Genomic DNA, 23,203 nt, shown 5'->3' on the forward strand with positions numbered 1-23,203 from the left:
TAGCTGATTTTCAGTAAAAAAACCATGTCCGCTTTTCCTACAGGAAACCAATTAGTGCTTCCTTGCATAACCTATGAAGAGAAAGAGAATGCAGTAAGGGAGGTACAAGTATGTTAGGGCAAAGGCCTATGGGCGATTTTCAGCCGCGCCGTCCCTCACGCCGGCACCTTGGAAATGGCGGACAGCCCGGAATGTTTCAAAGAGGGCAGCAGCCTCCTATCCAGCAGCCTTTTCAAGGGCAGGGCAATCCATTTCAGCAAATGATGCCTCGCTCCCCGTCTGTACAGGGAGGCGGTTTACCCGGGATGGGCGGTATTCCAGGAGGTGAGAGCCGTGCACTAGGCGGCGGAGCAGGAATTAAAGGCATGCTCTCTAAATTTCTTCCTGGCGCAGGAGGAGCTGGAGTCTCTGGAGGTGGTGCGGGATTACAAGGAATCCAGAGCTTCACAAATCCTGCAACCCTCTCAAGCATGTTAGGAAATGTTCAAAAAGTGCTCGGGATGGCGCAGCAATTTACGCCAATGATTCAGCAATACGGTCCTTTAGTGAGAAATTTGCCGGCGATGATTAAACTGTACAGCCAGCTTGGCAGTGCGGATGATGATGAAGAAAGTGCAAATGATGCTGATGCAGAATCAGCGGAGACCAGCGCAGAAACAGAAGTGCCCGAGGAAGAAGCACAAACTGACGAAATAGAAAAAAATAAAGAACCAGAAGACATCCTCGTCAAAAAAACAGCACCTCACACATCACCTGCTCCTCAAGCAAAACCGAAAAAAAGATCTGGCAGCTCTGTTCCAAAACTATATGTCTAGTGATCTTTTAACGGCGAAGTGTTCACTGCGTATAACAATCTTTGATATATACGCTTACTTTGGCTATAATGGAAGCAAGAGAATGATAAAAAGCCGTTTTTTACGGCTTTTTATATTGTTCTTCTCTAGCAGCACTTCCCTACAGGAGGACGAATAAATGAATGTAATTAAAATATCGCCGCGTGGCTATTGCTATGGCGTTGTGGATGCAATGGTCATTGCTAAAAATGCCGCACTTGATAAGAACTTGCCACGCCCAATTTATATATTAGGTATGATTGTGCACAACAAACATGTCACTGATGCCTTCGAGGAAGATGGTATTTACACACTGGACGGACCAAACCGCTTAGACATTTTAAAGCAGGTTGAAAGCGGAACAGTCATTTTCACGGCTCACGGCGTTTCTCCTGAGGTTCGTCAAATCGCAGAAGAAAAAGGCCTTGTCACCATTGATGCGACCTGTCCAGATGTAACGAAAACTCACGAACTCATTTCAGAGAAAACAGCCGATGGCTATGACATTATTTATATTGGGAAAAAGGGTCATCCTGAGCCAGAAGGAGCTGTCGGAGTAGCCCCTGACAAGGTACACCTTGTCGAAACAGAAGCCGACATTGAGGCACTCGATTTAACATCAGAAAAACTGCTTATCACGAACCAAACGACGATGTCGCAATGGGATGTCCACGACTTGATGGAGCTGATTAAAGAGAAATACCCTCACGTCGAGTATCATCAAGAAATTTGCCTTGCGACACAGGTGCGTCAGGAAGCTGTATCGCAGCAAGCTGGCCAAGCCGATTTAACCATTGTTGTCGGCGATCCAAAAAGTAATAACTCTAACCGTCTCGCACAAGTGTCAATGGAGATTGCCGGAACGCAGGCTTACCGTATTGGCGACTTAAGTGAACTCAAGCTGGAGTGGCTGCAGGGCGTCAAAACCGTTGCCGTTACTGCTGGTGCTTCAACACCAACACCTATTACAAAGGAAGTCATTCGTTTCTTAGAAAACTATGAACCAGATGATGAAACGACCTGGAAGATTGAACGGACTGTTCCCCTTTCTAAAATTTTACCTCGCGTCAAAACAAAGAAATAAGAAAACGTCAGAGCATATCCGCTCTGACGTTTTTTGTTTACATAAATTGAAATGGGTTTGTGTTTGATTCAGAAACAAAGAGCTGTACGTTATATTTTTTATCCGCACACAGCGATTGAAGCTTCGCCTTTACGCCCTCTTTCATAATTTTTTCAGCATAATGCCCCGGGTCCACAACGTTCAGCCCTAGCATCATGGCATCGTGCGCAACATGGAAATAAAGGTCTCCTGTCACATACACATCTGCACCCATTCTTTTCGCTTGATGGATGTATTTATTTCCGTCTCCGCCAAGCACCGCCACTTTTTTCACAACAGCGTTTTGGTCTCCTACAAAACGAGCACCATTCACATCCAGCTTCGTTTTCACAAATTGTGTGAAATCTCTCAGTGTCATTGGCTCATTTAGCTCTCCAATACGGCCAAGACCTTTTTGAATAGGAGGAAGGTCTGTCGTGTGTACACTATAGGCGACTTCTTCATAAGGATGTGCTTTGATCATTTCGCGAATCACTTGTTTTTCTATACTTGCTGGGAAAATGGTTTCAATCCGCACTTCTTTCACAAATTCTAATTGACCCGACTCACCAATAAACGGCTCAGCTTCTTCTGATGGCAGAAAGCTGCCTGTCCCTTCATTTGAAAACGCACAATGGCTGTAGTTGCCGATATGGCCGGCGCCCGCATTTCCTAAAGCTGTCCGGATGGCCTCTTCAAATTCCACTGGGACATACAGAGCAAGCTGTTTGATTGGATCTTCGTATGTCGGCACTAACACTCTTGTTTCTTCAAGCTCTAAGGCCTCAGCAAGCAGGTCATTGACTCCGCCATCAGCTACGTCTAAATTCGTATGTGCCACATATACCGCAATATCATGTTTGATGCATTTTTCAATGATACGTCCAGCCGGCTGATCCGTCGCTACATGTTTTAATGGACGGAAAATCGGCGGATGGTGGGCAATAATAAGATCCACTTTTCGCTCGATCGCCTCATCTACTACATTCTCTAATACATCCAAGGTAATCATCACATTGGTTACTTTTTTATTTAAAGTCCCAATCTGAAGACCAATTTTATCCCCTTCCATGGCGTATGCCTTTGGTGAAAATTGTTCAAACAATTGGATGATTTCATGCCCGTTTACTGTTTTAGCCAACAGTCAAAACCTCCTTTAGCATCTTTATTTTCGCATTCAGCTCTTCAAGGCGTTCTTTATTTTCTTCTGTCCGCGCCGCCTGCTGAATTTGACTTTCTATCTTCTCCATATGCTGAAGCTCTTGCATCCACTTGCGCCGGAAGACGTCATTTTGCTCTTTCGCAAGAAACGGTCCAACCAGCATGCCTGCTTCAAGTGACATTCCTTCATAGGCTTTATCTTTATCGCCTTTTTCTGCAATGATGATTTCGTATATTTTGCCGTCCTCTTCTAAAATGACTTCATCTATCAATTCATACCCCTCTTGATAAAGCCATAAACGAATATGATGGGCATGGATATTCGGCTGAAGAATGAGCCTCTCATGGCCTGCGAGCTTATGCCTTCCTTCATTTAGAATGCTTGCGATGAGTGCCCCGCCCATACCTGCAATCGTCACTGCATTCACTTCGCCTTTTTCAATGACTTCAAGGCCATTTCCTTTTCTGACCGAAATTTCTTCATCTAATTCAAGTCTATGTACTTGCTGCTGCGCCGATTGAAGCGGTCCATCGGTAATTTCACCAGCAATGGCTTTCACTGCTTTTTGATGCAGGATCGCATAGCATGGCAAATAGGCATGATCTGAGCCGATATCAGCGAAGACTGCCTCATCTGGTAAAAAGTCTGCGACTTTTTTTAATCGTCTCGATAAATTCATTTCATTCATACGTATCACTACTTTTCTTTAATGTTCATACTTGTCTATCTTATATAAATTATGGACTTTTTAAAAGTCGTTTTCAAATGAAAAAAGCTCTTCTTTTGAAAAAGAGCTTTTTGTGTAAGATTATTTAATTTTAGACACCCATTCCGCCATTTCATCGAGCTTTTCATTTGGAATCAGCCCGCCTGGCATCCCGTTGCCGCCTTCTTGGATTTTCTTCTTGATGTCAGCTACTTCAAGCTTGTCTCCAACACCTTTTAATGCAGGACCTGCGCCGCCTTCATAGTTTTCCCCGTGACAGCTTAGACAGTTCTGCTTATACAATTCTTCCGGCGTTGCATTTGCTGTCTCTTCTTGCTTTTGCTCTTTGCCCCCAGAGGCAATTTTTTCTTCATCTTTCAGCCCCTTCATTGATAAGAAAAAAGTGAGTCCAATACCTAAAATGGCAATCAATAAAAATGGTATAAGTGGATTCCGTTTCATTTCTTTCATCCTCCCCTTTGTGAAAACCCCTTTGAGACTATGCAAACAATTCTAATTCTACTTTAATTTTACAAAAAGTAAACGTATTATGATACAAAACTTTGGTCAAGTTCACAGATTAGACAAAAATGATTCAAGATGAGAAATGAAGCCTTCAGCACATTTAGATGTATTTTTTATACATCTTTTCTCTAAGAACGTTGCAAATTCATTTGTTATTCAGTAAAATATAATCAGATTGAAAAAAGCGTTTTCATTTTTGATAAGAAAGAACGGATCTCTTTTAAGATCCGTCCGGTTTCTACTCTAAGAAGTCTTTTAATCGTTTACTTCTGCTTGGGTGTCTTAATTTACGAAGAGCTTTCGCTTCAATTTGTCTGATACGCTCTCTTGTTACGCCGAACACCTTTCCAACCTCTTCTAACGTGCGAGTTCTTCCGTCGTCTAGTCCGAAACGTAGTCTTAGCACATTTTCTTCACGGTCCGTCAGCGTGTCTAATACATCTTCAAGCTGCTCTTTTAAGAGTTCATACGCAGCGTGGTCAGATGGAGATGTCGCCTCTTGGTCTTCGATAAAATCACCAAGATGCGAGTCATCTTCTTCACCAATAGGTGTTTCTAAAGATACAGGCTCTTGCGCAATTTTAAGAATCTCTCTTACCTTTTCTGGAGTTAAATCCATGTCTTCAGCAATTTCCTCAGGCGTTGGTTCTCTGCCTAGGTCTTGCAGAAGCTGTCTTTGAACACGGATCAATTTATTAATCGTTTCCACCATATGAACCGGAATCCGGATTGTTCTCGCCTGATCGGCAATCGCACGTGTGATCGCCTGTCTAATCCACCAAGTCGCATATGTTGAGAATTTATATCCTTTGCGGTAATCAAACTTCTCAACCGCCTTCATCAGACCCATGTTTCCTTCTTGAATCAAGTCAAGGAACAGCATACCACGACCGACATAGCGTTTCGCAATGCTGACAACGAGACGAAGGTTCGCTTCCGCTAATCTTCTTTTTGATTCCTCATCGCCCTCTTCGATCTTTTGAGCATACGTAATTTCTTCTTTAGCAGATAACAAATTGACGCGTCCGATTTCTTTTAAGTACATACGAACAGGATCATTGATTTTGACACCTGGTGGTACGCTTAAATCATTCAGGTCAAATTCTTCTTCTGCTTTAGCCAGCTGCTGAACATTTGGGTCTTCTGTCTCTTCGTTTTCACTAATGAGCTCTACACCCTGTTCGCCTAAGTATTCATAGTATTCATCCATTTGGTCTGATTCAATTTCAAAGCTAGACATACGCTCTGCAATTTCTTCGTATGTTAAAACGCCCCGTTTTTTACCCGTTTCAGTGAGCTTATCTCTCACCTGTTCAAAGGTTAATTCAGTTTCGGTTTCGTGGGCTTGTTTATCAGCCATTATGGATCCCTCCTTCCAAAGCTTGCAACGAATTCTAAAGTAACTTGCGATTTACTTCCGCCCTGCTTTTCTCTCTCTATCAAACAGATGACGAAGCAAATAGGAAATAAAATAAATAATGATGAAGGCAAGATGCTTGCGGTCTTATGCTCCTCCCGTAAAGGATTCATTGCCAGCCGTAAGTCCTGTCATTAATAATAGACGTATTACTTCAGCGAACGGTTCAACTGAATAATTTCTTTTGCAAGTGTTGCCGCTTTGAAGAAATCTTTTTGCCTCTCCGCTTCTGCACGTTCTAGTTCTTTTTCCTTTATCATTGACAAATTCCGATGATTCAACACTTTTTTTACATAATCACTTAATTCAGCTTCACTTAGTTCGTCTCCGACTTGAATCATCAATATATCCGTCAACAGCTGATTCATGACATCATCTTCTATACGGTTCATCAGGTGCTGCGGCGTTGGTTCTTTGCCTTCTTCATACAAGGCATAAATGTACGTTGCCAGCGCCCTGTGCGAATCTATATTAAATTCAATCCCGATTCTGTCAAGTACTTTGCGGATCACGTCATCGCTTTTTAACATATGAGCAAGCAGCATTCGCTCTGCATTTTCATATGCCGGCCGCAGACGCTTTCTTCTCACTTGTGTTGACAGATGTGCACGCCGTTTTTCAAGCCCGTTTTCTTCCTGCGTGCTTTTGGTTTCTTGCCGCTGCTGTTTTTCAAACAGCTCCAGTTGTTCTTTTAATGAGTCAAGTGAGATGGAAAACTCCCCAGCAAGCTGTTTCATGTAAATCTCTTGCTCCAAAGAGCCGTTTAACCGGCTGATTTCTCGGAGAACCTGCTTCATATAAGTAAGACGGTCTCCTTCGTCTGATAAGTTTTTTCCTCTTCGGAAAAAATTCATCTTAAACGTCATTAATGTCACACTTGCATCTATGATGTCATTCCTAAATTTCTCGCCGCCATATTTACGAATGTAATCATCTGGATCAAGTCCATCTGGTATCATGGCAACGCGAACTTTACATCCTCTTTTTCCAAGCAAATCTGATGCTTTCATGGTCGCTTCGTATCCGGCCGTATCAGAGTCATAGCAAAGGATGATCTCTTCTACGTTCCGCCTGAGAAGCTTTACGTGCTCTTCTGTAAGAGACGTACCCATTGTTGCAACACTTTCACCGACACCTGATGTAACAGCTGAGATGACGTCTGCAAATCCTTCAAAAAGAACCGCCCGTTCGCGTTTGCGAATATGCATACGTGCGTCATGAAAGTGATAAAGCAGCTTACTTTTATGAAAAAGCGGCGTTTCAGGACTATTCATATATTTAGGCTGCTGATCACCAAGCGATCTTCCGGAAAAAGCGATGACCGTTCCATGATGATCATGAATGGGAAACATGACACGATCTCTAAAGCGGTCAAAAAAGCCTGTGCCGTTTTCACGTTGAATCAAAAGACCAGCCTTCTCCATCATCACAGGATCAAATCCTCGTTTTTCTAAAAACTTGGTCACGAAATCCCAAGAATCAAGAGCATACCCGATCTCAAACTTGGCAATTGTTTCATCCGTAAAGCCTCTGGACCGTAAATAATCGAGTGCGTTTTGACCTTCCTTTGTATTTACCAGCAAATGGTGGTAAAATTTCTTAAGAAGCTCATGGGCCTCAATCATTTTATGATCTGCAGTGTCCTCTTGCTGAGAGGAACTCATCTGAGCATTCGCTACCTGATCAGGCAGATCAATATGGTACTTATCAGCCACATGTGAAACGGCTTCAATAAATGAGTAGCCTTCCATTTGTCTGAGGAAAGAAAACACATTGCCTCCTGCACCACAGCCGAAACAATGGAAGATTTGCTTATCTGCTGAAACAGAGAATGAAGGAGTATTTTCACCATGGAATGGACAAAGACCGAAGTAATTTCGACCTTGCTTTCTAAGCTGTACGTATTCTCCAATCACTTCGACAATGTCTGCGTTTTTTTGGATCTGCTCCAAAAGTTCATCTGGTATACGTTTGCTCATCCTAATAACACTCCGTCGTACATTATTCGCCTTTTAATTTAAAAATCCTTCATGATTCGACAGGATTTTTTGTAGTTGCGCCATAAATCGCTTCTTATCCTCTTCTAAAAGCTTTTTGGGACCTTTTCCGTATACACCTTTTCTTCGCTGTTTGCTAGAAACATGCCTGCGTTCCAAATCAAAATCAATTGTTTCGTTTGTGTACATTCGTCCTCTTTCAGACAGAACAATGACCTGTCTCGGAAGCAGTAAGGAGGCAAGACCAATATCTTGGGTGACGACAATATCATGTGCGGCAGCTGAGTTTGCAATGACTAAATCCGCTGCTTCCTTATGTGTATCTACAAACCGCCAATCTTCAAGTGGAGATCTTTTGGTTTGAAAATGCTCATATGAAGCAATGAATGTCACTGGTACTTGAAATTGAGATGCGACAGAAAGGATTTCGTCTTTTACAGGACAAGCATCTGCATCGACATAAATCGTCCTCTCTTTTTTACGTTCATTCAGGTGACTAATTCTCCATCCCTCCACCTTATTCCTGCTTTAGAGAAGCAAAAAGACCATACTTTTCCCCCATAAAGCAATCAACAGTAAAACTCATTTTGTCGAAAAGTTATGTTCGGAATCACTTGACTTCTGCCAATATTAGTTTATTCGTTCTTGACTTAACTTAAACCTAAAATCAATCATTTTATCACAATTTTTTATTATAATACAAATGCAGCAAATATGCCATTGTTTTTGTTTACCCGTTTCCCACCATAGGAAAAACCCAGGAGGAGCATCCTGAGTTTATTCGGAACCTCTTTTGGTCAGCATTTGATGAATGACATTTGCCGTTTCCTCAACTGCTTTATTCGATACATCAACGACTTGACAGTTAATGCGGTCAACCACTTTTTCAAAATACTCTAGTTCCTCTTTAATCCGCTCAATGTTCGCATAAATAGCGCGATCATTTAAACCAAGAGATTTTAAACGCTCTTTGCGAATATGATTTAGTTTGTCTGGACTAATTTTTAAACCGATACATTTCTTCGGATCAACTGAAAATAACTCTTCTGGCGGATCAACTTCAGGTACAATTGGAACGTTCGCTACCTTCAGCCGCTTATGTGCCAAATATTGAGATAATGGTGTCTTGGACGTGCGTGATACACCAATGAGCACAATATCAGCCTTTAGAATACCTCTTGGGTCTCTGCCGTCATCGTATTTCACAGCGAACTCGATGGCTTCTACCTTTTTAAAATAGTCCTCATCTAATTGACGTACACGACCCGGCTCATGTTTCGCTTCATTTCCATATGCCGTTTCCATTTTATCAATGAGCGGACCGATGATGTCATAATAAACGACACCGTTTGCTTCTGCTTCCTCGATTAAGAATTGGCGCATTTCTGGCACAACAAGAGTAAAGCAGACGATCCCATTATCTGCTTTCGCCAGTGAAATGACTTCTTTAATCGTACCAACATCTTCTACATACGGGATTCTTCTAATATTTGAATGGTCTGATGAGCCGCCATCAAATTGGCTAAGTGCCGCTTTGACCACGAGCTCTGCCGTTTCTCCAACTGAATCTGATACCACAAAAATTACGCGATTACTCATAACATCCCCTCGCAGTCTTCTGTCATTAGATTATTTCGTTCTCCGATAAGCTGACAAGTATTTTCGTCATATTTGTTTTCGTAATTCTTCCGACCACTTCAAAGCCTTTATCCGTATCTTTTATCACAGGAAGTGCATCTATTTGCTTTTCAATCAAGTGCTTCGCCACATCCATAATGAAATCTTCCTTGCGGCAAACGGTGATGTTCGGCATTCTTGTCATAATAATATGGACAGGGATAGATGGAAGCTCCTGTTTCCCTATACTTGCGCGGAGGAGGTCTTTTCTTGATAACACGCCTGTTAAAATAGAGTGATCGTCCACAACGAATAATGTGCCCACATCCTCTAAAAACATCGTACAAATCGCATCATAAACCGAAACATTCTCATGTATTACCACTGGAATGGATTGAAAGTCTTTCACTTGAAGTTTTTTCAGCTTATCTGCGAGAAGCTGCGTGCCTGTTTTTCCTGTGAAAAAGTAGCCGACCCTTGGTCTTGCTTCTAAAAAGCCTGACATTGTTAAAATGGCTAAATCCGGTCTGAGGGTCGCCCTTGTTAAGTTCAGCCGATCGGCGATATGCTCTCCAGTGATCGGACCATTCTCTTTGACAATCTGTAAAATCTGCTCTTGCCGTTTATTTAACTCGATTGTACTCACCACCTTTAAATAGAGAGAGCGAAATCTTTATTTTATGTATATCATTTTCATAACTCATCATATTATAGCGCATCTTTGTCCGAATGAAACAAAAATCCACTCAAAAACCTTGAATTAAATGAGTAAAAAACGATTGCCCTTCGGAAAAGGCAACCGTTCTTAGGTATTTATTTTACAATTAAATTGTTCATATTCGCAAATGATTGAATGACTTTGGCTAGTTTGACCATTTGTGCTAAACGATTTCGCTTCAGTTTTTCATCATCCGCATGAACCATTGTATGATCGAAATAATGAACAATCGGTGTTTTTAACGTATCCAGCGCCTCAAGTGCCAAGCTGTATTGTCCTGCTGCTACATGTTCCTTTACAGCTTTCTCTACTTGCTGATACGCCTCAAACAGCTTTTGCTCATGTTCATTTTCAAACAGTTCAGGCTGAATCTCTGCATCTTCCCCTTTTTTACTGATTGAAATGACGCGTCCCAATGCTTCAGCCGTTTCTTTGAAGCTTTCTTGTTTCACACTCTCTTCAAGAACAGCTGCTTTTTTGACGACTGCATATGGCTCAATATTTTCAACATCCAGCACTGCATCAACAACATCATGGCGGATATGCTCTGCTTGAAGAACATATTTTAAACGATGTGTTAAAAATTCAATTAGAGCAGCTTCATGTTCTGCCTTTACTTGTGCAAGTGCTAGCAGCTCTTTAAATGAAATATTCCAATGACGGTCGAGCAGGATTTGAACGATACCGCTCGCTTGTCTTCTAAGTCCATAAGGGTCTTGAGAACCCGTTGGGATCACATCAATTGAGAAGAATGAACAAATAGAATCAAGCTTATCTGCTACTGCCACAATCGCACCAATCAAAGTGGACGGCGCCTCGTCACCAGCAAAGCGCGGCATATAGTGCTCGTTGATGCTTCTTGCTACTTCTTCATGTTCACCAAGAGCTCTTGCATATTTCTCACCCATGATTCCTTGTAATTCTGGGAATTCATAGACCATTTGAGTCACAAGGTCAAACTTCGAAATACTTGCTGCTCTCGCCACACGTTTAGTGGTTTCGTCATCTGCTCCGACATGCGCCGCTAGACGGGTTGCAATGTCTGTCACTCTCTTCAGCTTGTCGCCGATTGTTCCAAGTTTCTCATGGAATACCACTTTATCAAGCTTTTTAATATTGTCTTCAATCACTAGTTTTTCGTCTTCTTTATAGAAGAATGCAGCATCTGATAAACGCGCACGAAGTACTTTTTCATTCCCTCTTGCGACATTTTCGAGCGCCTCACTGTTTCCATTTCTGACTGTAATAAAGTGCGGCAATAATTCCCCTTGCTCATTTTTCACAGGGAAGTAGCGCTGATGCTCTTTCATTGTCGTCACCAATACTTCTTCCGGCAATGCAAGAAACTCTTCTTCAAAGGAACCAGACAGCACAGTTGGATATTCTACAAGGTCGTTCACTTCTTCTAAAAGTTCAGGATCAACAGGAATGACCCAGCCTTTTTCTAAAGATAGCGCATCTAGCTGTTCAGTAATGAATTGTTTTCTTTTCTCTGAGTCTGCAATCACAAATTGATCGCGCAAAGTTTGTTCATAGGAAGCAGGTGTGTCAATGCTGGCTGTCGTTCCAAGGAAACGGTGTCCTCTAGTCTCCCGGCCGCTTTTCACCCCAGCAATTTCAACAGGTACAATCTCTTTTCCAAATAAACAAACAATCCATTTAATCGGACGGATATAGCGTAAATCCTCGCTTCCCCATCTCATGTTCTTTGGAAAACTTAATGAAGCGGCGATTTCACCTAACGCTGGCAGAAGGTCTTTGACTTGCTTTCCTTCTTGAAACTTTTGGACATGGACATAATCTACTCCTTTGATCTCTTTGAAATAGAGATCATCTGTTGAAGCACCTTGTCCTCTTGCAAAGCCTTCAGCTGCTTTTGTCCAATTGCCTTCAGCATCTTGGGCAATTTTTTTAGCCGGGCCTTTTGCTTCTTCCTTAATGTCTTCTTGTTTTTCTGCGACACCTTTCACAAGTACAGCAAGACGTCTAGGTGAGTTAAATAAAGCAGTCTCTTCGAATGAAATATTTTGCGTTTCAAACCATGCTTTTACTTTCTCACCCAGCTGCTTTGTGCTCTCTGGCATGAAACGAGCCGGCATCTCTTCTAAGCCGATTTCAAGTAATACATCTTGTTTATTCATGAGAAGCCGCCTCCTCTTTTAGCATAGGGAATCCCAGTTTTTCGCGTTCTTCATAATAGGTTTTGGCTACTTTTCTTGCTAACTGACGCACTCTTCCGATATAACCAGTTCGCTCAGTCACAGAAATAGCACCCTTTGCATCGAGCAGGTTAAACGTATGAGAGCATTTGAGGACATAATCGTATGCCGGGTGAACAAGCCCTTTGTCCATTTGGCTATGTGCTTCTTTCTCATAGGTTGTAAATAGCTCGAACAGCATGTCAGTATTAGATGTTTCAAATGTATAAACAGAGTGCTCGTATTCAGCCATTAAGAATAAATCTCTGACCGTAAATCCGTCTGTCCATTCAAGATCGAAGACATTTTCTTTGTCCTGGATGTAAGAAGCAAGACGTTCAATACCGTATGTGATTTCAACAGAAACGGGCTTACATTCTAAGCCGCCGACTTGTTGGAAATACGTGAACTGCGTAATTTCCATCCCATCAAGCCATACTTCCCAGCCAAGTCCTGCACAGCCAAGAGATGGATTTTCCCAGTTATCTTCCACAAAACGAATATCATGTTTCAGCGGGTCAATGCCAAGTGCCTTCAATGATTCAAGATATAGCTCTTGAATATTGTCAGGTGATGGCTTAATGATCACTTGAAATTGGTGATGCTGATACAATCTATTTGGGTTTTCTCCATATCTGCCATCAGCCGGGCGTCTTGAAGGCTCTACATAAGCTACCTTCCACGGCTCTGGGCCGATGCTTCTGAGGAACGTGTATGGACTCATCGTTCCGGCACCTTTTTCTGTGTCATACGCCTGCATTAATACGCAGCCTTCATTTGACCAATGCTTTTGCAACGTCAAAATCATGTCTTGAATATTCAATGATCGCACCTCCATCTTTTCTAGACCAACCGCTATGTATGGCGGGTGGGATGAGAACCTTGTAAGAGAACACAAAAACTCCCGTCTCTATGCTCGCAAGGTTCTTGCAAACATAGGGACGAGAGTTTTTCCCGCGGTTCCACCCTATTTGCTGGTGTAGTAGCACCCAGCCGCTTTGTTTTACGTTGCTCAAGAATGCCTTTCGTTACGCCTCCATCCTTAGCTCACACCGCCCTAAGGTCGCTTTTATGGATTTTACGTAAGTACTTCTTTCTGTCAATGCAACATATTTTATCTTAGATGATCTTACAAAAAGTCATGGGAGATGTCAACTTTTGTTTTCCCCGCCCATTAGCTTTTTCATGGATTCCATCTGATTCATGAATTTTTTTGATTTTAAATAGAGGCCGGAATATTCGTCATAGTAGTGATCAAGCACTTGACGAATTTCTTGTTTCGTCTGCTGTTTCACATCAACCTGACCAAGCCTTGATAAATCAAAATAATGAAACAAACGGAGCAGCCTTGCAGCTGCGGGGGATAAGGGCAGTTTATATGGATCTTTCGAAAAACAATTTTGGCAAATGAAGCCGTTATCTCTTATTGAGAAATGGAACTGCCCTTCTTTTTGACCACAGTGCACACATTGATCAAGTTCAGGCTTCATCCCCATCACTGATAACATTTTGACCTCTAAGATAAATAAAATAATATCAGCATCTGTACCTTCGTTGAGATGACGCAGAGATTGAAGCAGAAGCTCAAACAAATAAGGGTTTGGCTTTTTTTCTTCTGTCCCTTTATCCATCAATTCCGTCATATATGCGGCATATGCGGTCAGAAATAAGTCTTCCCGAATGGCCCGCATACTTTCAATCATTTCGCCTTGCTGGAGCGTTCCAAGTCCTGTTGATGATTGGATGAGAAAGGTGCCGTATAAAAACGGCTGGCTTATAGCTGACAGGCGGCTGTTTGATTTTTTAGCGCCTCTTGCCATCACGCCAATTTTTCCATGTTCTCTAGTGAGCAGCGTGACAATTTTGTTTGTTTCGCCATAATCTGTTGTTCTAAGGACGATTCCTTCACTTTTAATGAGCATTTGTCTACACTCCGAGCATTGGAGGGGTCAAGAATTATAAGATTGGAAAATCAAATCGTGCTATTTCTTCTTCAAGTACATCGGGTCTTTCCAGGTTCTCCTTTTCTAACTCTTTGAAAAGCAGATACGTGTCAACGCTTCCTGTTTGTGAAAATACGTTCCATGTAAAATTCAACATAAAAACCCCACCTTTCTTTATTAGAAGCAGCAACGCTACATCCAACATATTAATTTTATCTTGACCAGGCTACCTCCATTTCATGATAAACAATTTTTACTAATCGAACCGCACCATTGTCAGATTTGCTGACAAATGCAGCGATTTTTTAATATTCGTCTTCTCTAAATCCAAAATCACGCAGGTGAGTGGATTTATTACGCCAGTCCTTCTGAACTTTGACCCAAAGCTCTAAATACACTTTTGAGCCTAGAAGTGCTTCAATATCTCTGCGCGCTTTTTGTCCCACTTCTTTTAACAAGCTGCCTCGTTTACCAATGACGATCCCTTTTTGCGAATCACGTTCTACGACAATGGTCGCCGCGACATGGATCTTGCCATTTTCATCTGGCTTAATCGATTCAATCGCAACCGCAATACTGTGCGGAATCTCTTCTCTCGTTAAATGCAGCACTTTTTCACGAATTAATTCAGAAATAATAAACCGTTCTGGATGATCTGTTACTTGATCTGCCGGATAAAATTGAGGGCCCTCTGGAAGATAACCTTCAATCTGCTGAAGAAGCGTGTCGATATTGTTTCCTTCAAGAGCTGAAATTGGCACAATTTCCTTGAATGGGTAACGTGTGCGGTATTCATCAATTAAAAGGAACAGTTCATCTGGATGAATTTGGTCAATTTTATTAACGACTAGGAACACCGGTGTAGATGTTTGCTTTAGTCGTTCAATGATGAATTCATCACCTTTGCCATAGCCTTCCTGTGCGTTAATCATAAACAAGATCAGGTCGACTTCCTTCAGTGTATTTTGAGCCACCCTCATCATAAAATCACCAAGCTTATGCTTAGGTTTATGAATCCCCGGTGTATCGATAAAGATCGTTTGTGATGTGTTTGTTGTCAGAACACCTTGCACTTTGTTTCGCGTCGTTTGGGGCTTATCGCTCATGATGGCGATCTTTTGTCCAATGACACGATTAAGAAAGGTTGATTTCCCTACATTTGGTCTTCCAATAATTGATACAAATCCTGATTTGAAGCTTTCGTTAGTCATTTAAATCCTCCGGTGAAAATGCGCCTGGCAATAGTTCGTTTACTGTTGTTTCGTATATATGTCCTTTTAAGTTCGTTAGAATCACTGGCATATCAGGTGCACATAGCTCTGAAATGACCTGTCTGCATGCGCCGCACGGCGAAACAGGACGGTCTGTATCAGCCACCACTGCTAACATTTGAAAAGATGTAATGCCTTCTGAATAGGCTTTAAAAAGTGCTGTTCTTTCCGCACAATTACACATACCATATGCTGCATTTTCAATGTTGCAGCCGCCATACACTTTTCCATCATTCGACAGTAATGCTGCACCGACTTTGAATTTAGAATAGGGTACATATGCAAAATCTCTTGCTTTGATTGCTTCTGAAATCAACTCTTGTTTGTTCATTCCTAGTTCCCACTTTCAGAAGAAATGGTACCACTGTCACATTTATATTTTACATAATTCACGTGACATTTTCACGCCCATTTCTAAAAATGTTAATAAATAGTAATATTGTTCTATTGCATGATCTTCGGTAAGAAGATGATCAACCCAATCATAACCGAAATCGCGGCGTAAACGCAAACAGCGCCTGCCGCAGCGTCCTTCGCTCTCTCTGCAAGCGGGTGCCTTTCTTCTGTCATCAGATCCACTGTATGTTCAATGGCTGTATTGACAAGCTCAAGCGCAAACATCCCCCCGCAAAGAAGAAGAACGATCAGCCATTCAAATGGGTCAATGCGGAACCAAAAGCCGCAGATCACCACGATGATGGCTGCGACTGTGTGAAATCGAAAATTCCGTTCATTCAAGAAAGTTCGCCATATTCCTCTAAATGCATAGTAAAAACTCCGAAAAAAACGGGCGAGCGGCCTTCTTTTCTTACGATGATCTCGAAAGACCATAATCATCCAGGATCTTTGTCTGTTTGGCGAACATTTCTTTTTCATCTTCCTCTGTCATATGATCGTACCCGAGCAAATGGAGGAAGCCATGAATCGTTAAGAATCCAAGCTCTCTCATAAAGGAATGTCCATATTCCTCTGCCTGCTCTTTCGTTCGATCTACACTAATAATAATGTCACCGAGTACAGGCGGGATATCATCTGCTCCAATGATTTCAATTTCCCCTTCTCCTTCTTCCTCAAGTGCAAAGGAGATCACATCTGTTGGTGCGTCTTTTCCGCGGTATTCTTTATTGATTTGATGAATCTCTTCATTCGAAACGATCGTCACTGATACTTCCGCTTGATCCTTGACCTCAAGTTCGTCTGCAGCAAACTGAAGAAGCTTTTCCACTTCTTCAAGCTGCTCTTTTGATACTTGTCCTGTTTCATCTATTAAATCGATTAACAATGTCATTTACTTCACCTTCTGCTTCGGGGCATCTGGATATTCAATCCGAGAATGGAAAATCCCCTTTAATGTTGTACAAATCGTTTGGCTGATAATATTTAATTCTTTAAATGTGAGGTCACATTCACTAAATTGCCCGTCCTGCATTTTATCTGAAATAATGCCTTTGACAAGCTTTTCAATCCGCTCTGGATTTGGATTATGCATCGAACGAACCGCCGCTTCAACGCTGTCAGCCACAGAAATAATCGCTGCTTCTTTTGATTGCGGCTTTGGACCAGGGTAACGGAATTCATCTTCTGTCACCTGATCATCACGCTCTTTCGCCTTATAGTAAAAGAACTTTAAAAGAGACTTCCCGTGATGCTGTTCGGCAATGTCGACAAGTTCTTCAGGAAACTTCTTTTCTCTCAGCATATCAGCGCCATCTGTCGTATGGGCAATAATAATATTTTTACTCAGCTGAGGAGAAAGCTTGTCATGCGGATTATCAATGTTCATTTGGTTTTCGATAAAGTACTGCGGTCTTTTCGTTTTCCCAATGTCATGATAATAAGCACCGACCCTTGCTAAAAGACCATTTGCGCCGACTGCTTCACATGCAGCATCCGCTAAATTCGCCACCATGACACTATGATGATATGTACCTGGTGTCTCGGTTAAAATCTTTTTGAGCAGCGGATGATTTGGATTGGATAATTCAATCAGTTTCATTGTGGAAAGAATACCAAACATGCTCTCAAAAACAGGCATTAACCCAATGACCAAGATAGATGATGCAAACCCTGACACAATCGCCATCATGAGGTTCACACCGATTTCAAGCCCTGATGGTGAAGAATTTTGGATGAGTGTAATGGATAAAACCACAAGTACATTCACCAAAGCAACCAAAAGCCCCGCCTGCAATATTTTTGATCTTGCATTATGTTTTCTTAAAAATAAAATACCCGCCATCCCGCTCATCAGATAATAAGCGCAGATCACATAGTTAAAGACGCCGGTTACTCCTTGATTAAACATCATACTGCCGCAAAGAGCAAATACAAGACCGGAGAAGATCGCCAGCCGCTCATTAATAAGCAGCTTGATCAGCATCGTGCCAAGTGCCACTGGCACGACATAGCCTATCGTCGTATACTTCGTTTCCTGGAAGAGGCTGAACACTTCCATGATAATTAATATAATCGTGAAAATAAGCGAGTAAAGCAGTAACGACTTATTCTTATGGACAAGCGATTTTTTCCTCGATTCAAGGGAATGAACAATCGCTGCTAAGAAAAGTCCAATTAATATGAGAAGACCACTTACAGGCTTAAATAAATTTGAGCTGTTTAACAGACCCGTGAGTTCTAATTTGCGATAAACTTCCCGGTCAATGAGCTCTCCTTCTTCAACTAAGATTTGCCCCTGCTTAATTTGCACAGGCTGAATATTGTCAGCCGCTTCCTGTCTTTTCTTCTCTGTTGCCACTGGGTCAAATACATAGTTTGGAATGATCGCAAATTCACCGATTTCTTTCGCCGCATTTAAGTATTTTGATGGAATCGAATTGTTTTTAAGCTCTGTTTTGACTTGTTTTTTCTCATCTTGTAATTTCGCTGCTGTGATTTCTTTACTCATCAGTGAATTCACCACTGTGATGATGGAATCCTTAGTAAATGAGAGATTTTCATCACTTGCTTGGAGCAGTGCTTTGATGGATTGATCCGAAACAGCTTCCTGCATATCTGTTGTGAGCTTTTCTTTGACACGCTTGACCATTTCTTGATCTGATGGCGCGTTCTCTTTATCATCAGCTGCTTTCTTCTCTTCTTTAATGGCTTCAAAGAGGGATGAGATGAGGTCTACGCGATTATCAGAATACGCTTTTTTGAGCGTATATTGATCTTCTACCTGATCTGTTGCTTCTTGTTTCTTTTCTTCTGTCGCTTCTTGATCATCAACGGTTGACGGAGAATAGATGGTCTGTTCGCTCACTGAAAATAAATCTAAGTCGAGCGATTCAGGCTTTACATGGAAGAAGAGCACCACGAATAAAATGGCTGCTAAACCAGCGTACAGCAAAACATTTAAATAACGTGAGCGCTCCATTTTCTGAGGTTCTTTTTTAGACAGCAGTCTTTTGCGCTTACTGCCTTTTTGATTCTTTCTCAAGGAAAGTACCTCCTTTTTTACTTTAAACCACGATCGAAACAAAATGACCCGATGAAGACGATCGGGTCACTCAGTTCATTTTTGCTTTTCGTATGCGCCAATGATCTTCGCCACAAGCGGGTGTCTGACCACATCTGTCTGGTCTAATTCAATAAATGAGATGCCCCTGATCTCTGCAAGCATGTCCTTTGCAGCTGCAAGACCTGACTGCATGCCCTTTGGCAGATCAATCTGTGTAATATCTCCTGTAATGACCATTTTAGAGCCAAACCCAAGTCTCGTCAAAAACATTTTCATTTGGGCAGGTGTTGTATTCTGCGCTTCATCTAATATCACAAATGCATCATCAAGCGTCCGGCCTCTCATATAGGCAAGGGGCGCTATTTCAATCACGCCGCGCTCGATTAGTCGTTCCGTATGATCACTGCCAAGCACATCATGCAGGGCATCATATAGTGGTCTTAAATAAGGATCTACTTTTTCCTTTAGATCGCCTGGTAAAAAGCCAAGACTCTCTCCTGCTTCAACAGCTGGTCTTGTCAGGATTATCCGTTTCACATGTCCATTTTTCAGCGAATGGACCGCATGGACGACTGCCAAATACGTCTTCCCTGTACCAGCGGGTCCAATTCCAAAGACCAGGTCATCTTTTTTCATCGCCGCAGCATATTCACGCTGGCCGATTGTTTTCACCCTGATCGACTTTCCTTTGGCATTTTTCGTAATTTCATCTTCATACATATTTTCAAAATAATTCAGCTTGTTTTTTTGCGCCATTTTAATGGCATAGACGACATCCCGTTCAGATATCTCAATTCCTTTACGGATGAGATGTAAAAGAGATGTGATCAAACGGCTTACTGTATCTCTCGATGCTTCCTCACCAGAAACATACACTTTTTCTCCACGCGTAATAATGGAGACGTTCAGCTCGTTTTCCATTAGTTTCAGATAAGCATCTTGATTGCCAAATAAAGCAATCGCTTCGTTTGGGCTATCCAATTTTTGTTGAATCTCAAGTAAATGTTCTGTCATTCTCTAGTCTCCCTGAACAATAGGTGTTGGTTGAACAATATCTTCTATTACTTGGTAAAGGATGATTAACTTAACTTTACCATTCCCTGTTGTCTCGTGCAAAACTTTTTCACTTTTCACCTCTCCTGTTTGACCTAGCTTCTCTTCTAATTCTTTTTTACCCATTTTAATCCCTGCTTGAACCGCTTCTTTATTTGTGTATTCGCGATTTATTTTCTCACTTTCGCGTGTAATTTCCTTTTCATAAGAGAATGGGAGCTGCATGTTTAAGAAATGAAGCGGATGAACTTCTGTTTCTGTTTTTGGCTGCTTAAAATCATCCTTTTTAAAAGAAAAGCCCCAAAATGGCAGTGAGCCTCCAAATGCGGAGAGCTTGTGCTTTGTCTTCATTTTACCCGTAAAAACGTCAAAAGATGTTCGAAGAGGGACAGAAACTTCTGAACGATACCACGTTTCACCATAGATTTTCGCTTTGGCTCCTACCGTTTTTTGCTGATCTTCGCTGCCAATGAGTCCAGAGACAAGCATCTGTCCTTTCTTTACATGTTCATCAACCGCGGCAAGCGGCTCCCCTTTTTCTACATACATTCTCGTGATGACAGCCTTTTTCTTGGCGACGATATGCTGAGGACTCGTGTATTTTTCTTTTTCAGGTTCATTTTTTTCCACAACTTTCATTTGAAAGGTTGTTCCGTTTAGTTCTACGCCGACCCATGTGATGCTTTGAATATTGGTTGTCAGGGATTTTTGAATTTTTTCAGGTGTTCCCATTAGAAACTGAAAACGTCCTTTTTGCACCCCAATGTCGTCTAAATGCTTTCTCATTTGATGTTCAGTTTCTGGATTGGCTCCTTTAATATCGATTTTCCATACCATGTTTGAAAGCGCCAATATCGTCACTAGAAAGCATACAATCCCAAGGGTAAATCCGATATTCTTCCTTGACCATAGGAGTAGAAATGGAAAGCCCTTTTTTTGATGAAATGAACATGTCACGTCATGATGTCTGCGTACCTTTCTGAAGGCATGTACATCTGATAAGCGAATAAATAAGCGCACGCTGTCTTGACGGCGGCTCACTTGAAACATTGTGATCCCCTGCCTCGTGCACTCATTGATAAGCCGCTCAATGCCATTTCCTTTGATCTCCACTTCCACTCTGCCAATAAAATAGGCGAACCATTTATTCTTCACGCTTCTCCCCTCCGTCAGTTAAGAATCAATATAACGGACCTCATCGATTTTCCCTTCCAATAAAATCTCTTCTGGCAAAATCGTTTTAATCACAAAATCTTTCCCTGAAATAATGCATTGTCCCTGTTTGAGCATCAGCCTTACCTCTTGATCACTGAAAAGCAAAAGCCCTTTATGGTTCTCTATGTAAATGTGGAGTCTGCCAACCATCGTAATACGGGGAAGATCCATCATCACGTCTGGAGGGATTTCAAGTGTTCTTGTCAGCCATGCTTTAAGTCGATTTTTTCTTTTTCCCATTCAATAAGAACCCCTTCCCACCTCATGTGTATGAGATCAAACTGAAAGATGGTGAGACTGATGAGAAAGCCTCTATATCATCCTATTCCTCAGGGGTTCATATCATGCTAATGAATCCCGTAAAATAGCCCTTTCAGCATTTTCTTTAAGAAAAATCGTCATCAGGCAAAAAAAGCCCCCCTTTATGAAAAAGGGGGCTTTCTTCTTTATCTTTTATATGGCCGTTTCATCGTTCTGTGCGGCTTTTTCGCGCGCGGCTCTCCAAATACTTCTCCAAGGATCATTCCTTGAACAATTGTATCTTGGTTCAGCTTCTCAATGAATTTTGGCCTCATTTCAGCAGATGCAGCCTTTGGCCTTGTCAGCTCTCTTTCAAGCGATTGGAACTCTTTGTTCAGCTCGTTTTTTCTTTCTTCCATTTCGGCAAGTGTAGCCGTATAGCGATCTTGTAAGGACGGAGAAGTTTTTTTCTTCATCCCGCCATGATCATGTACATCGCCGAAATCGTCCAGCTGATCGGTCACGACTGGATCTGGACTTGTTTGCTTTGTTTGCTTTTGGGGCACCTGCTTACGCTGAGGAGCGGGCTTCTTTTGCTGATTCTGCTCTTCGTTCTCCTCTTGTTTGCCGATCTTCCCAAAGACGGCAGAGATGATACCGATGATAATCGCAATTAGTAGCGGATTTTCAAATAGAATGTCCAATGGGCTCCCTCCTTAAAGCGTGAGAGGATGCTTATTTGTTTTCATTATCAGATGGACCTTTTGTCATTTTGCCAAATGAATCTCTCATATCCGTATCAGCATCGATATTCTTAATGTTCATGTAGTCCATGACACCAATATTGCCTTCACGTAATGCTTCAGCCATTGCAAGTGGTACTTCAGCCTCTGCTTCTACGACTTTCGCGCGCATTTCTTCAACTTTCGCACGCATCTCTTGTTCTTGTGCAACAGCCATTGCGCGGCGTTCTTCTGCTTTCGCCTGTGCAATGTTTTTGTCTGCTTCTGCTTGGTCTGTTTGCAGAATTGCCCCGATGTTCTTACCGATATCAACATCTGCGATATCAATCGAGAGAATTTCAAATGCAGTACCTGAATCTAATCCTTTACCAAGAACCGTTTGAGAAATCATATCAGGGTTCTCAAGAACCTTTTTATGATTATCTGATGAACCGATTGTAGAGACAATCCCTTCACCTACACGGGCAATAATTGTTTCTTCCCCTGCACCACCGACAAGTCGGTCGATGTTTGCACGAACTGTAATACGTGCTTTTGCTTTGACTTCAATCCCGTCCATCGCAACACCAGAAATAAATGGTGTTTCAATGACTTTAGGGTTTACACTCATTTGAACTGCTTCAAGTACATCACGGCCTGCTAGGTCGATGGCTGCACAGCGGGCAAAGTTCAATTCGATATTCGCGCGTTGAGCTGCAATTAATGCGTTCACAACTCGGTCCACGTTACCACCTGCAAGATAGTGGCTCTCCAGCTGGTTAATCGTCACATCAAGACCTGCTTTATGTGCTTTGATGAGCGGGTTGACCACTCGGTTTGGAATCACTCGGCGCAGTCTCATTCCTACAAGTGTAAAAATGCTCACTTTTACGCCAGCCGCTAGGGCAGAAATCCACAGCATCACCGGTACAAAAGTGAAAAAGATCGATAGAACAATCAAACCTGCTGCGATAATCACAAATAATAGTAAAGTAGATGGATCCATTTTATTCCTCCTCTAAAA

Annotated in this window: 24 protein-coding genes; 2 read left to right on the forward strand and 22 right to left on the reverse strand. The window is 41.9% G+C overall.

Annotated features, from left to right (window positions below; translation table 11 throughout):
* The first annotated feature begins 110 nt into the window (after positions 1–110).
* Together vrrA and MHH65_RS11515 are read left to right on the forward strand one after the other, a co-directional pair.
* On the forward strand, positions 111–815 hold the full coding sequence (gene vrrA, locus MHH65_RS11510; protein WP_041117998.1) for a VrrA/YqfQ family protein: 705 nt from the start codon (positions 111–113) through the stop codon (positions 813–815).
* A 157-nt stretch (positions 816–972) separates the two neighbouring features.
* Positions 973–1,917 (forward strand): 4-hydroxy-3-methylbut-2-enyl diphosphate reductase, encoded by a 945-nt coding sequence (locus MHH65_RS11515; RefSeq protein ID WP_034280141.1) that lies wholly within the window; start codon positions 973–975, stop codon positions 1,915–1,917.
* Positions 1,918–1,954: 37 nt separating this feature from the next.
* Here MHH65_RS11515 and MHH65_RS11520 read toward each other — a convergent pair whose 3' ends face one another.
* The 22 genes from MHH65_RS11520 to floA form a co-directional block, all read right to left on the reverse strand.
* Complete coding sequence (locus tag MHH65_RS11520; RefSeq protein WP_041117999.1) at positions 1,955–3,076, reverse strand: Nif3-like dinuclear metal center hexameric protein; 1,122 nt, start codon at positions 3,074–3,076, stop codon at positions 1,955–1,957.
* Complete coding sequence (locus MHH65_RS11525) at positions 3,069–3,785, reverse strand: tRNA (adenine(22)-N(1))-methyltransferase TrmK (RefSeq protein ID WP_268413833.1); 717 nt, start codon at positions 3,783–3,785, stop codon at positions 3,069–3,071. Before MHH65_RS11525 ends, MHH65_RS11520 begins: the two co-directional genes overlap by 8 nt.
* Before the next feature lie 120 nt (positions 3,786–3,905).
* A complete protein-coding gene (gene cccA / locus MHH65_RS11530) occupies positions 3,906–4,265 on the reverse strand; it encodes a cytochrome c550 (protein ID WP_034280134.1) in 360 nt (119 codons plus the stop codon).
* A gap of 301 nt (positions 4,266–4,566) precedes the next feature.
* Entirely contained in the window at positions 4,567–5,688 is a 1,122-nt protein-coding gene (rpoD, locus tag MHH65_RS11535; RefSeq protein WP_008342392.1) for an RNA polymerase sigma factor RpoD, read from the reverse strand.
* Between the two features lie 206 nt (positions 5,689–5,894).
* Positions 5,895–7,724 (reverse strand): DNA primase, encoded by a 1,830-nt coding sequence (dnaG, locus tag MHH65_RS11540; RefSeq protein ID WP_024423015.1) that lies wholly within the window; start codon positions 7,722–7,724, stop codon positions 5,895–5,897.
* A 33-nt stretch (positions 7,725–7,757) separates the two neighbouring features.
* Positions 7,758–8,258: a YaiI/YqxD family protein gene (locus tag MHH65_RS11545; protein ID WP_024423016.1), complete on the reverse strand. Its 501-nt coding sequence runs from the start codon at positions 8,256–8,258 to the stop codon at positions 7,758–7,760.
* A gap of 261 nt (positions 8,259–8,519) precedes the next feature.
* Entirely contained in the window at positions 8,520–9,341 is an 822-nt protein-coding gene (locus MHH65_RS11550) for a pyruvate, water dikinase regulatory protein (protein WP_008342399.1), read from the reverse strand.
* Between the two features lie 25 nt (positions 9,342–9,366).
* Positions 9,367–10,005, reverse strand: coding sequence for a helix-turn-helix transcriptional regulator (locus tag MHH65_RS11555; RefSeq protein WP_024423017.1), 639 nt, complete (start codon positions 10,003–10,005; stop codon positions 9,367–9,369).
* A 167-nt stretch (positions 10,006–10,172) separates the two neighbouring features.
* Positions 10,173–12,218 carry a glycine--tRNA ligase subunit beta gene (gene glyS / locus MHH65_RS11560; RefSeq protein ID WP_120208221.1) on the reverse strand — a complete coding sequence of 682 codons (2,046 nt, stop codon included), beginning with the start codon at positions 12,216–12,218 and terminating at the stop codon, positions 10,173–10,175.
* Positions 12,211–13,098 carry a glycine--tRNA ligase subunit alpha gene (gene glyQ, locus MHH65_RS11565; protein ID WP_012010611.1) on the reverse strand — a complete coding sequence of 296 codons (888 nt, stop codon included), beginning with the start codon at positions 13,096–13,098 and terminating at the stop codon, positions 12,211–12,213. The genes glyS and glyQ overlap by 8 nt, the downstream gene beginning before the upstream one ends.
* Positions 13,099–13,426: 328 nt before the next feature.
* Entirely contained in the window at positions 13,427–14,197 is a 771-nt protein-coding gene (gene recO, locus MHH65_RS11570) for a DNA repair protein RecO (protein ID WP_268413827.1), read from the reverse strand.
* 34 nt (positions 14,198–14,231) lie between these two features.
* Positions 14,232–14,375 (reverse strand): YqzL family protein, encoded by a 144-nt coding sequence (locus MHH65_RS11575; protein ID WP_003217288.1) that lies wholly within the window; start codon positions 14,373–14,375, stop codon positions 14,232–14,234.
* Positions 14,376–14,523: 148 nt separating this feature from the next.
* Positions 14,524–15,429 carry a GTPase Era gene (gene era, locus MHH65_RS11580; RefSeq protein WP_007501305.1) on the reverse strand — a complete coding sequence of 302 codons (906 nt, stop codon included), beginning with the start codon at positions 15,427–15,429 and terminating at the stop codon, positions 14,524–14,526.
* Positions 15,422–15,820, reverse strand: coding sequence for a cytidine deaminase (locus MHH65_RS11585; RefSeq protein ID WP_008356263.1), 399 nt, complete (start codon positions 15,818–15,820; stop codon positions 15,422–15,424). The genes era and MHH65_RS11585 overlap by 8 nt, the downstream gene beginning before the upstream one ends.
* Positions 15,821–15,933: 113 nt before the next feature.
* Entirely contained in the window at positions 15,934–16,320 is a 387-nt protein-coding gene (locus MHH65_RS11590; RefSeq protein WP_034280126.1) for a diacylglycerol kinase family protein, read from the reverse strand.
* Complete coding sequence (ybeY, locus tag MHH65_RS11595) at positions 16,298–16,777, reverse strand: rRNA maturation RNase YbeY (RefSeq protein WP_024423021.1); 480 nt, start codon at positions 16,775–16,777, stop codon at positions 16,298–16,300. The genes MHH65_RS11590 and ybeY overlap by 23 nt, the downstream gene beginning before the upstream one ends.
* A complete protein-coding gene (locus tag MHH65_RS11600) occupies positions 16,778–18,865 on the reverse strand; it encodes an HD family phosphohydrolase (protein ID WP_193510700.1) in 2,088 nt (695 codons plus the stop codon).
* 138 nt (positions 18,866–19,003) lie between these two features.
* Positions 19,004–19,963, reverse strand: coding sequence for a PhoH family protein (locus tag MHH65_RS11605; protein WP_034280122.1), 960 nt, complete (start codon positions 19,961–19,963; stop codon positions 19,004–19,006).
* Positions 19,964–19,966: 3 nt separating this feature from the next.
* Complete coding sequence (gene yqfD / locus MHH65_RS11610) at positions 19,967–21,157, reverse strand: sporulation protein YqfD (protein ID WP_041118008.1); 1,191 nt, start codon at positions 21,155–21,157, stop codon at positions 19,967–19,969.
* An 18-nt stretch (positions 21,158–21,175) separates the two neighbouring features.
* On the reverse strand, positions 21,176–21,457 hold the full coding sequence (yqfC, locus tag MHH65_RS11615; protein WP_012010618.1) for a sporulation protein YqfC: 282 nt from the start codon (positions 21,455–21,457) through the stop codon (positions 21,176–21,178).
* A 206-nt stretch (positions 21,458–21,663) separates the two neighbouring features.
* Positions 21,664–22,161, reverse strand: coding sequence for a hypothetical protein (locus MHH65_RS11620; protein WP_070326493.1), 498 nt, complete (start codon positions 22,159–22,161; stop codon positions 21,664–21,666).
* 31 nt (positions 22,162–22,192) lie between these two features.
* Positions 22,193–23,185: a flotillin-like protein FloA gene (floA, locus tag MHH65_RS11625; protein WP_024423026.1), complete on the reverse strand. Its 993-nt coding sequence runs from the start codon at positions 23,183–23,185 to the stop codon at positions 22,193–22,195.
* Positions 23,186–23,203: the final 18 nt, after the last annotated feature.

Origin of the sequence: Bacillus sp. FSL L8-0654 (assembly GCF_038629965.1) — a bacterium.
Lineage (GTDB): Bacteria > Bacillota > Bacilli > Bacillales > Bacillaceae > Bacillus > Bacillus safensis.

Bases quoted from the DNA above. Each gene is read 5' to 3' on its own strand.
- vrrA (WP_041117998.1), top strand. From the start codon at position 111: ATGTTAGGGCAAAGGCCTATGGGCGATTTTCAGCCGCGCCGTCCCTCA.
- MHH65_RS11515 (WP_034280141.1), top strand. From the start codon at position 973: ATGAATGTAATTAAAATATCGCCGCGTGGCTATTGCTATGGCGTTGTG.
- MHH65_RS11525 (WP_268413833.1), bottom strand. From the start codon at position 3,785: ATGAATGAAATGAATTTATCGAGACGATTAAAAAAAGTCGCAGACTTT.
- cccA (WP_034280134.1), bottom strand. From the start codon at position 4,265: ATGAAACGGAATCCACTTATACCATTTTTATTGATTGCCATTTTAGGT.
- rpoD (WP_008342392.1), bottom strand. From the start codon at position 5,688: ATGGCTGATAAACAAGCCCACGAAACCGAAACTGAATTAACCTTTGAA.
- dnaG (WP_024423015.1), bottom strand. From the start codon at position 7,724: ATGAGCAAACGTATACCAGATGAACTTTTGGAGCAGATCCAAAAAAAC.
- MHH65_RS11550 (WP_008342399.1), bottom strand. From the start codon at position 9,341: ATGAGTAATCGCGTAATTTTTGTGGTATCAGATTCAGTTGGAGAAACG.
- glyS (WP_120208221.1), bottom strand. From the start codon at position 12,218: ATGAATAAACAAGATGTATTACTTGAAATCGGCTTAGAAGAGATGCCG.
- recO (WP_268413827.1), bottom strand. From the start codon at position 14,197: ATGCTCATTAAAAGTGAAGGAATCGTCCTTAGAACAACAGATTATGGC.
- MHH65_RS11575 (WP_003217288.1), bottom strand. From the start codon at position 14,375: ATGTTGAATTTTACATGGAACGTATTTTCACAAACAGGAAGCGTTGAC.
- era (WP_007501305.1), bottom strand. From the start codon at position 15,429: ATGACTAACGAAAGCTTCAAATCAGGATTTGTATCAATTATTGGAAGA.
- MHH65_RS11585 (WP_008356263.1), bottom strand. From the start codon at position 15,820: ATGAACAAACAAGAGTTGATTTCAGAAGCAATCAAAGCAAGAGATTTT.
- MHH65_RS11590 (WP_034280126.1), bottom strand. From the start codon at position 16,320: ATGGTCTTTCGAGATCATCGTAAGAAAAGAAGGCCGCTCGCCCGTTTT.
- ybeY (WP_024423021.1), bottom strand. From the start codon at position 16,777: ATGACATTGTTAATCGATTTAATAGATGAAACAGGACAAGTATCAAAA.
- MHH65_RS11600 (WP_193510700.1), bottom strand. From the start codon at position 18,865: ATGGAGCGCTCACGTTATTTAAATGTTTTGCTGTACGCTGGTTTAGCA.
- MHH65_RS11605 (WP_034280122.1), bottom strand. From the start codon at position 19,963: ATGACAGAACATTTACTTGAGATTCAACAAAAATTGGATAGCCCAAAC.
- yqfC (WP_012010618.1), bottom strand. From the start codon at position 21,457: ATGGGAAAAAGAAAAAATCGACTTAAAGCATGGCTGACAAGAACACTT.
- floA (WP_024423026.1), bottom strand. From the start codon at position 23,185: ATGGATCCATCTACTTTACTATTATTTGTGATTATCGCAGCAGGTTTG.